This window comes from Anaeromyxobacter sp. PSR-1 (genome assembly GCF_000964525.1).
Taxonomy (GTDB): Bacteria; Myxococcota; Myxococcia; order Myxococcales; family Anaeromyxobacteraceae; genus Anaeromyxobacter.
In genome coordinates this window covers 1-9421 of record NZ_BAZG01000173.1, presented here as the reverse complement: position 1 = coordinate 9421, position 9421 = coordinate 1, and the positions used below count along the sequence as shown (strand labels likewise).

Here is a 9421-nt window from a genome sequence, read left to right as displayed (position 1 = left end):
GCCGCCGGCGGCGCCAGCCGCTCGCGGCGGCGGGCCGCCTCGCACAGGCGGACCAGCTCACGGGCCCGGGCGGCGGCGGTGTGCTCGTCGAGCGCGCGCTCGCGGGCGCGCGCGCCGATGCGGGCGAGCCGCTCGCGCGGCAGCTCCACCGCGGCCACGGCCTCGCGGGGCGAGCGGGCCACCAGGATCTCCTCGCCCGGCGTGAAGAACGCGTCCAGGCCGTCGAACCAGTCGGACAGGACCGGCACGCCGCAGGCGGCCGCCTCGAACAGCCGGCCCGACGGGCAGTGGCCGAGCGCCGCCATCTCGGCGCGGGTGACGCTGAGCGTGAGCGGCGACGAGCAGAAGAACGCGGGGTGGAGCGAGGGCTCGAGGTGCCGCACGTAGCGGACGTTGGGGCGCCACGGGAAGCGGTCGTCGTACATCGAGCCGGCGAGCACGAACGTGCGGTCCGGGAGCCGCTCCGCCGGGCCGAGGAACAGCGCCTCGAGCACGGCCTGCCGCGAGGGCGCGTAGGTCCCCAGGTACGAGAGGTCGCCGAGGAACGGGCGGACCGGGCGGGAGGGCCGGTGGACCTCCGGATCCACCGAGCCGTGGAGCGGCGCGACCCGCCGGGCGCCGAGCAGCCCCGCCAGCGCGCCGAGCGCCCGGCCGCCCGTGTACGAGAGCACCAGGTCGTGGTGGCGCAGCCCGCGGGGGCCCAGCCACTCGACCGGCTGCCCGCGCCGCGCCCGCTCCAGGGTGATCCCGGTGTCCATGTCGTAGAAGACGCGGAGCGCCGAGCGGGCGGAGAGCACCCGATCGCCCGCCTCCACGCCGTCCGGGCAGTAGGAGGTGACCATGGCCACGTCGGCGGAGGCGATCGCCTCGTCCACGCGCGCGCGCACCTCGGACAGCTCGCGGTAGATCACGAGCTCGCCGGCCGGGAGCGTCGTCAGGTCGCGGTGCGCGGCGTACCAGGGCTGATCGCGCTCGAAGAAGTCGAGCCGGTGCCCCTGGCGCGCGAGCGCCCCCGCCAGCCCGCGCCACAGCGTGGCGTGCCCGTTCCCCCACGAGGAGCTGACGGTCAGCCCGAAGACGACGAAGCGCACGCCCTGAAGCCCCCTCCCCGCCCCTGCGCCGCGGGCCCCCAGCCGGAAAGCTAGGGCGGCCCCACACCGCCCACCAGCGACCCCACGACCGCGCCGCCGCCCGCGCGCCGGTCGCGACGACCGCCCCGGCGCGGCAGGACGCAGCAGCCCCGCCCGGCACGCGCCGCGGCGGGCCGCCGCTGCCATGATGGCCGCGTGCTCCGGACGGAGGGGCGGCCATGGCGCGCGAGGGCTCGGGTGGATTGCTTCCGGAGGGTGAATCGCTGCGCCGGGCGCTGCGCTGGCTGGACGAGCGCGCGCACGAGGAGGCGAGGCTCGATCGCGGCGCCGCCATCGGCGAGGCGGCGCGGCGCTTCGACCTGACGCCGCTCGAGGAGGAGTTCCTGATCCGGAGCTGGCGATCGCCGGGCTCGACGGCCGGCTGACGCCTCCTCGGGAAGACGCCAGGGACGGAGGAGACGAGCGAGCCGTCCCCCGGCACTCCGAGCCGGGGGACGGCTCCCACCCGCCGCGCGCGACCAGGGAGTGTGCGCGCGCCGCGGCCTGCTCACTTCGCGGCGAGCGAGGGCACGCTGGCGCCCGCCGGCGCGGGCGGCGCCGGCGCCGCGACGCCGTGCACCGCAGCGCCGCCGAAGTCGTAGCCCAGCACGCCCATCTCGCCGAGGTCGGCGCCGGCGATCTCGTCCTCGGGCGAGATGCGGTTCCCCACCAGCTTGCCGATGAGCCAGAACGACGCGGCGGCGACCGGCGCCACCCAGGCGACGTTCGCGAGGATGCCGATCACCTCGGCGACGAGCTGGCCGGCGTCACCGTAGAACAGGCCGGTCACGCCCCTCGCGACGCCGTTGAGGCCCTGGCCGTAGGTGCCGTTCGCGAACAGGCCCAGGGAGAGGATGCCCCACGCGCCGTTGACGCCGTGCACCGCCGACGCGCCCACCGGGTCGTCGATGCGGAGCCTGGTGTCGATGAACACCGCCGCCAGGATCACCAGCACGCCGGCGATGGCGCCGATGAGCGCGGCGGCCCAGGCGGAGACGAACGCGCACGGCGCGGTGATCGCCACCAGGCCGGCGAGCATGCCGTTCGCGAGCCAGGAGGGATCCGCCTTGCCCCACTTCGCCTTCACGTACAGGTACGAGGCGAACGCGCCGGTGGCGCCGGCGATCATGGTGTTGACGGCCACCACCGTGAGGCGGGTGTCCATGCCGGAGAGCGTCGAGCCCGCGTTGAAGCCGAACCAGCCGAACGCGAGGATGAAGGTGCCGGTCATGACCTGCGGGATGTTGTGCGGCGGGATGGGGTTCACCCGGCCGTCCGCCGTGTACTTCCCGATGCGCGGCCCGATCATCTTGCCGAGCACCAGCGCGATCACGCCGCCGGTGAGGTGCACCACCGAGCTTCCGGCGAAGTCCACGTGCCCGTGGCCGAGGCCGAAGTTGGTGCCGAGCGCGGAGAGCCAGCCCGCGCCCCAGACCCAGTTCGCGTAGATCGGGTAGATGAGCGCCGAGATCACGAACGAGAAGAGCACGAACGAGCTGAACTTCCACCGCTCGGCGCACGCGCCGGTGGGGATCGTCGCGGTGGTGTCCATGAACACCATCTGGAACAGGAACATCGCGGCCACGCCCGCCGTGTAGGTCGAGAGCGGGTGGAGCATGAAGCCGCTCATCCCGAAGAGCCCGAACGACCTGCCGAACAGCGTGACGGTGAACTCCTTCGCGAGGATGGCGTCGCCGCCGAACACCGCGCCCACGCCGCCCATCTGCAGGCCGAAGCCCACGAAGAAGAAGCCGATGATGCCGATCGCGTAGACCAGGAAGTTCATGCCCATGGTGTGGGCCACGTTCTTCGCGCGGGTGAGGCCGGTCTCGACGAGCGCGAAGCCGGCCTGCATGAACATCACCAGGAAGCCCGCCATCATCGTCCACACGATGTTGAGGGCCGTTTGCGTGTCGGCGAGAGACTTCGCCAGATCCGCGACCGACGGGTTCATGAGAGCTCCTCGGAGGAGAAGGACGACACGCCGGCCCGAGCGCCGGAGCGGCGGGCGGCCGACGGCAGCCGGCGGTGCAGCCCGCGTGCCGTCCTCCGCACCGGCCCGCTGCCCCGCCCGAGGCGGGCGCCCTGCACCGTTCGCGGGCAGCGAGGACCCGATCCGCTCGCCGCGCGGGCAGCCGGCGGCCGGCGGGGCCTGGGGGACTGCCCGGCGCGAGGGCTGGGGCGGCCTGCGGGACGGGCAGCGGCGGCCCGCGTGAAGCGCGGGACCGCGGCCGGGCTCAGGCGAGCAGGCGCAGCAGGTCCTCGCGGAGGGCGGCGCGCTCCGGCCCCTCGGCGGCCGCGGCGATGGCGCGCTCCAGCGTGCCTGCGGCCTTGCGGCGGAAGCCCTTCTCCTCGTAGATCCGCGCCAGCGCGCGCAGCGCCGGCAGGTTCGCCGGGCGCAGCTCGACGGCGCGCTCGAGCGCGGTCATCGCGCCGAAGGCGTCGCCGGTGGCGGCGAGCGCCCGCCCGAGCTGGAGGTGCGCCTCGGCGCCGAGCGGATCGGCGTGGGCCGCGTCCGCGAGGAGCGCCGCGGCCTCCCCGGCCCGGCCCTCCTCGAGGAGCGCGCGCCCGCGGGCCACGCGCGCGTCGGCCGCGGGCGCGGGCGCGAGCGGCCTCGACGCGCTCGCCTCGCGCGCGGCCGCCACCCGCCGGGCCAGGTCGTCGAGCCGGAACGGCTTCTCGACGTAGTCCACCGCGCCGTAGTTCTCGCGCGCGTCCTCGGCGAAGCGCCAGCCGCGGTAGATGGCGGTCATCATCACCACGGGGACGTTGCGCGTGCGGGGCGACGAGCGGAGCCGCCGGCACGCCTCGAACCCGTGCAGCCGCGGCAGCATCGCGTCGAGGAGCACGACGTCCGGGAGCAGCGCGTCGGCCCGCGCCAGCGCCTCCTCGCCGTCGGCGGCCAGCTCCACCGCCCACCCCTTCGACTCGAGCGTGCGCTGCACCAGGTGGCGGATCTCGGGCTCGTCGTCCACCACCAGCGCCAGCGGCCGGCCGTCCGCGCGCTCCGGCAGCGGCTCCGGCGCGCCCACCTCGATCCGCACGGCCGCGTCCGGCTCGTCCGGCAGGAGGTCGGCGTCGAGCACCTCCACCAGGTCGAGCGGCTCGTCGGCGGGCCCGCCCGCCGGGAACGCCGCCCCCAGCTCCGGCAGCGGGCCGGCGTCCGCGCCGCGCCAGGATCGCTCGCCCCGCGCGCGCGCCTCGTACGCGCCCTCGATGGCCCGGTCGAGCGCCGAGCGGACCGCCGCGTACACCGAGACCTCGCGCCCGGTCACGAACCGCAGCTCGGCGACGACGCGGTCGTCGAGCGGGCGCGCCATGGCGAGGTGGATGCGGCCGCCCTCGAGCGAGAGCGGCAGGATGAGGTCCTGCTCGGCCACCGACCGCGGCACCGCCTCGAGCGCGTCGAGGTCGATGGTGGTGCGCGACAGGTCCACCCCCGGCGTGCCGAAGCGCTCCGCCAGCGCGGCGGCCAGCGCGCCCTCGTCCACGCCGGCCTCCAGCAGCCTCGACGCGAGCGGCAGCGGCCGGTCGCGCGGGTCGTGCAGCGCGGCGTCCACCTGTGCGGCGGTCGCCACGCCGCGCCGGATCAGCAGCTCGCCGATGCGCGGTACCACGCCCCCTCCCCCCGACCCGCAGGGCGGGTCGAGGCGGATTCTAGGCGGCGGAGGCGACCGGCGACGTCCCACGACGCCGCGACCCTCGACGCCCCGTCGTGCCGGCGGGGGAGGCGCGCGCGGGCGGGTTCACCCTCCCTCGACTCCGCGCGGCGATCGCCGCGCTCGGCACGTGCTCTCAGCCCACCGTGTCGGCGTAGGTCATGACGAGGTACATGACCGTCTCGACGTCGGCCCGGCTCCGGTACACGTGCGGCGCGTCGGCCTGGAACACGATCGCGTCCCCCGGCCCGAGCTGCTCCTTGCGACCGGGGACCTCGATCTCCACCGCGCCCGCGGCGACCACCAGGTTCTCGATGGTCCCGGGGTTGTGCGCGTCGGCGCGCTCCACGCTGCCCGGCGCCATGCGCAGCTCGTAGAACTCGACCCGGCGAGGCTCGTCGAACGGGAACAGGGCCCGCGACGAGTAGGTGCCGTCGTGGCTGCTCAGCACCTTGGCGTGCTCGGCCCGGAGCACGTGCAGGCCGCCGCTGCTGCGGGCGGTGATGAGCGCCGAGAACGGGACGCCCAGCGCGGACGAGATCTTCCAGAGCACGTTGATGGTCGGGGCGCTCTGGCCGAGCTCGATCTGGCCCAGCATGGCGCGCGACACCCCGGAGAGCTTCGAGAGCTTCTCCAGCGACAGGTCGCGCTGGGTGCGCAGCCGGCGGAGGTTCGTCCCGACGACCGGCGTCAGGTCCTTGCCGGCGGGCGCCACCTCGCCCGGCTCGGGGGCGGAGCGGGCGTCCGGCGCCGCGGCCGGCCGGCGGGAGCGCTTCTGCGTGTCGCGGGCGGTCTTCATGAACCGATGGTTTTCCGTTACAACGGAGGCGTTGTCAACGCGCTCCGCCAGCGCCGCCGGCCCGTGGCGGCTCACCCTCGTCACCGACCCGGACGACTGCAACCTCGCCTGCGCCATGTGCCCGTGCGGTGCGGCCCGGGCGCGCGGCGGGCCGCGCGCGCCGCCGCGGCGGATGGCGCCGGCGCTCGCGCTCGGTGTGCTGGAGGAGCGGCGCGGCAGCCCGCTGCGCGAGCTCATCCCCTCCACCATGGGGGAGCCGCTGCTCTGGCCGGCGCTGCCGGAGCTGCTCGCGCGCGCGGCGGCGCTCGGCCTCCGGGGCAACGTCACCACCAACGGCACCTTCCCCGGCCGCGGCGCCGCCGGCTGGGCGGAGGTCCTGGTGCCGGCCTGCCGCGACGTCAAGATCTCCTGGAACGGCGCCACCCCCGCGACCGCCGCGGCGGTGATGCCGGGCCTCGACCTCGACGCCGCGGTCGAGGCCGTCCGGGCCCTGGTGGCCGCGCGCGACCGGCACGCGGCGCGGGGCGGCGCGCGCTGCAGCGTCTCGTTCCAGGTGACCGCGCGAGAGGACAACGTGGCGGAGCTGCCCGGCATCGTGCGGCTGGCCGCGCGGCTCGGCGTCGATCGCGTGAAGCTGAACCAGCTCCAGGTGCGCAGCCCCGACCTGGCGGCGCTGTCGCTGCGCCGCAGCCCCGGGGCCATCGCGCGCTGGAACGCCGCGGCGCGGGCGGTGCGCGAGGCGGCCGCGGAGGCGCTCGCGCGCCACGGGCGCGCCCCGGCGCTCGAGAACGCCGTCGAGCTGGCGCCGGATCCCGCCGCTCCGGCGCCGCGCGGCCCGTGCCCGTTCGCGGGGCGGGAGGCCTGGATCCACCCCGACGGCCGCCTGGCGCCCTGCCCGCACCCCGCCGCCGCCGCCGGCGGGCTGGGCGACTTCGGCTCGGTGGCCGACGCGCCGCTCGGCGCGCTGTGGGCGGCGCCGGCGTTCCGGGCGTTCGTCGCGCCCGGTCCGGGGGGTCACCCGGTTCACCCGCTGTGCGACGGGTGCGCCTTCCGGCGCCCCGGCGGCGCCTGACGCGCCCGGGGCGTGCGCGCGCGCCCCCACGGCGGCGCGGCCTCGGTTAAGGTCGGCGGGTGACCGAGCCGCTCCCCACCGCCATCGCGCTCACCGCCACCGCGCTCCTGCTCGGCCTGAGCGTCCTCTCCTCCCGCACCTCCGGACGGCTGGGCGTCCCGTTCGCGCTGCTGTTCCTGGCGGTGGGCATCCTGGCGGGCTCGGAGGGCGTCGGCGGGATCGCCTTCGCCGACTACCACCTCACCTTCCGGGTGGGCACGGTGGCGCTGGTGCTGATCCTGTTCGAGGGCGGCCTCAGCACCGACGTGCGCGGGCTGCGCCAGATCCTGGCGCCCGCCGCGCTGCTCGCCACCGCCGGCGTGGCCGGCACCGCCGCGCTCACCGCGCTGGGCGCGCGCGCGTTCGGCCTGCCCTGGTCGGAGGCGCTGCTGCTCGGCGCCATCGTCTCCTCCACCGACGCCGCGGCGGTGTTCTCCGCGCTGCGCAACGCCGGGGTGCGGGTGCGCCCGCGCGTGGCGCACCTGCTCGAGGTCGAGTCGGGCGGCAACGACCCGATGGCCGTGATCCTCACGCTCGCCGTGACGCAGGTCCTCGCGTCCGGCGAGCCGGTGCGCTGGACCATCCTGCTGGAGATCGCGCTCCAGCTCGCGGTCGGGCTCGCCGCCGGCGTGGGCATCGGCCTGGGCGGGCGCTGGCTCCTGCGCCGCGCGCACCTCGCCGCGAGCGGGCTCTACCCGGTCCTGACGCTGTCGATCGCGCTGTTCGCGTTCGGCGCGCCCACGCTGCTGTGGGGCAGCGGCTTCGTGGCGGTGTACGCGGCCGGGATCACGCTCGGCGCGGGCCAGCTCCCGTACCTGCCCGGCCTGCGCCGCGTGCACGACGCCATGGCCTGGTTCAGCCAGGTGGCGATGTTCCTGCTCCTCGGCCTGCTGGTGTTCCCGTCGCGGGTGGCGGCGGTCGCCGGCCCCGGGCTCGCGATCGGCCTGCTGCTCGCGTTCGTGGCGCGGCCGCTGGTGGTGGTGCTCATGCTGCTGCCGTTCCGGATGCCGGCGCGCGAGGTGGCCTTCATCTCCTGGGTCGGGCTGCGCGGCGCGGTGCCCATCATGCTCGCCACCACGCCGGTGCTGGCCGGGCTCCCGTTCGCGGAGCACGTCTTCGACCTGGTCTTCTTCGTGGTGGTGGTGAGCACGGTGGTGCAGGGCTCGACCATCGCCTGGCTCGCGCGGAAGCTCGGCCTCGAGACCGCGGGGCCGCCCCCGCCGCGCGCCGTCCTCGAGATCGTGTCCACCCAGCAGCTCGGCGGCGAGGTCGCCTCGTACTACGTCGAGCCCGCGAGCGCCGTCGCCGGCTCGCGCATCTCGGAGCTGCCGTTCCCGGAGGGCTCGACCGTGATGCTGGTGGTCCGCGGCCGCGAGCTGGTGGCGGCGCGCGGGCGGACCGTGCTCCAGCCCGGCGACCACGTCTACGTGTTCGCCCCGCCGGACGAGAAGCCGTTCGTGCAGCTCCTGTTCGGCCGCGAGGAGGAGGGCTGAGCCGGCCGAGCCGCGCCGTCAGGTGCGCGAGGCGCGGATGGCGTCCTCGAGCTCGTTCGGCGGCGGCCGGGCGGTGGGGTCGCGGGGGAAGTGCTCGGCGAGCCGGGCGCCGCACTGGGCGATCGCCTCGACGAAGCCGCGCCCCGGCTCGCCGGCGCGCATCCCGGCCACCAGCGCCGCGACCGCGCGGTCCCAGCCCGCGTCGCCCATCTTCTCGTGGATGCCGCGGTCGCCCAGGATCACCGCCTCGCGCTCGAACAGCGACGCGAACACCAGCACACCGGTGCCCTCCGCGGTCCGGTGCAGCCCGTTCTCGTGGAACGCGCGCACCGCCCGCGCGCGCACCGCCTGGTCGAGCGCGCGCGCGCCGGCGAGCCGGCGCTCCACCGGATCCCACATCGAGAGCCACGCGCCGAGCAGGCCGGCCGCGAGCTGGACGAGCGGCAGCTCGGCCAGCGTGACCGGGAGGTGCAGCGCCAGCACCGCCGCGGAGGCGATCGCGGCCGCGAGGAGCGCGCCGCGGTAGCGGACCTCCGGGTACGGATCGCTCTTCTCCACCACCACCGGGACGATCTGGCCGCGCGAGAGCGCCTCGGCGCGCCCGACCGCCTCCGCGATGCGCCGGCGGGCCGCCTCGTCGAACTGCAGCTCGAGCTTCACGCGCGCCTCCTCACCAGCGCCCCGAGGCGCCGCCGCCCGAGAACCCGCCCCCGCCGCCGGACCAGCCGCCGCCGCCCCCGCCGAAGCCGCCCCCTCCCCACGGCCCGCCGCCGCCCCAGGGCCCGCCGCCGCCCCACCACAGCGAGCGGCGCCGGCGAGGGCCGAAGCCGGTCAGGACCCGGATCACGAACGCGACCACGAACAGGAGCAGCACGAACAGCGAGGGCACGCGCACCTGGGGCCGGACCGCCCGGCGCGTGTCCACGCCCTGCGGCAGCGCGCCCAGCGCCCCCAGGACCTGCACGCCGGCGTCGTAGAGCCCGTCCCCGTAGCGCTGCTGCCGGAACGCGGGGGCGATGACGCCGCGGATGATGCGCGAGGACTGCACGTCGGTGAGGCCGCCCTCCAGGCCGCCGCCCACCTCGATGCGCACCTGGCGGTCCTCGACCGCGACCGTCACCAGCACGCCGTCGTCCTTGCCGCGCGTCCCGATCTTCCAGGCCTCGGCGACGCGGATCGAGTAGTCCTCGATGGGCTCGCCCTCGAGCGTGCGCACCAGCAGGTACTGG

9 protein-coding genes are annotated in these 9421 nt (G+C 76.4%); 3 read left to right on the top strand and 6 right to left on the bottom strand.

All coding sequences use genetic code 11. The features are described 5' to 3' along the window. On the bottom strand, window positions 1–1091 hold a 1091-nt coding region (locus tag PSR1_RS18865), incomplete at its 3' end, for a glycosyltransferase (RefSeq protein WP_059438977.1). Between the two features lie 218 nt (window positions 1092–1309). Between PSR1_RS18865 and PSR1_RS18860 the strand changes: the two genes are divergently transcribed. Next, the gene (locus PSR1_RS18860; protein WP_059438976.1) at window positions 1310–1516 is read left to right on the top strand and encodes a hypothetical protein; all 207 of its coding nucleotides are present in this window, start codon (window positions 1310–1312) and stop codon (window positions 1514–1516) included. A gap of 122 nt (window positions 1517–1638) precedes the next feature. Here the strand turns inward: PSR1_RS18860 and PSR1_RS18855 are convergent, their stop codons facing one another. The 3 genes from PSR1_RS18855 to PSR1_RS18845 form a co-directional block, all read right to left on the bottom strand. After that, the gene (locus PSR1_RS18855) at window positions 1639–3084 is read right to left on the bottom strand and encodes an ammonium transporter (protein ID WP_059438975.1); all 1446 of its coding nucleotides are present in this window, start codon (window positions 3082–3084) and stop codon (window positions 1639–1641) included. A 283-nt stretch (window positions 3085–3367) separates the two neighbouring features. Then, window positions 3368–4747, bottom strand: a complete 1380-nt coding sequence (locus PSR1_RS18850) for a response regulator (RefSeq protein ID WP_059438974.1) — start codon at window positions 4745–4747, stop codon at window positions 3368–3370. Window positions 4748–4925: 178 nt separating this feature from the next. Then, window positions 4926–5588, bottom strand: a complete 663-nt coding sequence (locus PSR1_RS18845) for a helix-turn-helix domain-containing protein (RefSeq protein ID WP_237758146.1) — start codon at window positions 5586–5588, stop codon at window positions 4926–4928. 31 nt (window positions 5589–5619) lie between these two features. On the opposite strand from PSR1_RS18845, the gene PSR1_RS18840 reads away from it, so the two are divergent. Next, window positions 5620–6660: a radical SAM protein gene (locus PSR1_RS18840; RefSeq protein ID WP_237758145.1), complete on the top strand. Its 1041-nt coding sequence runs from the start codon at window positions 5620–5622 to the stop codon at window positions 6658–6660. A 59-nt stretch (window positions 6661–6719) separates the two neighbouring features. Beyond that, the gene (locus PSR1_RS18835) at window positions 6720–8192 is read left to right on the top strand and encodes a potassium/proton antiporter (protein WP_059438973.1); all 1473 of its coding nucleotides are present in this window, start codon (window positions 6720–6722) and stop codon (window positions 8190–8192) included. 18 nt (window positions 8193–8210) lie between these two features. Here the strand turns inward: PSR1_RS18835 and PSR1_RS18830 are convergent, their stop codons facing one another. Together PSR1_RS18830 and PSR1_RS18825 are read right to left on the bottom strand one after the other, a co-directional pair. After that, window positions 8211–8852: a TPM domain-containing protein gene (locus PSR1_RS18830; RefSeq protein WP_059438972.1), complete on the bottom strand. Its 642-nt coding sequence runs from the start codon at window positions 8850–8852 to the stop codon at window positions 8211–8213. Window positions 8853–8862: 10 nt separating this feature from the next. Then, the coding region (locus tag PSR1_RS18825; RefSeq protein ID WP_059438971.1) for a YgcG family protein at window positions 8863–9421 on the bottom strand (559 nt) is incomplete at its 5' end.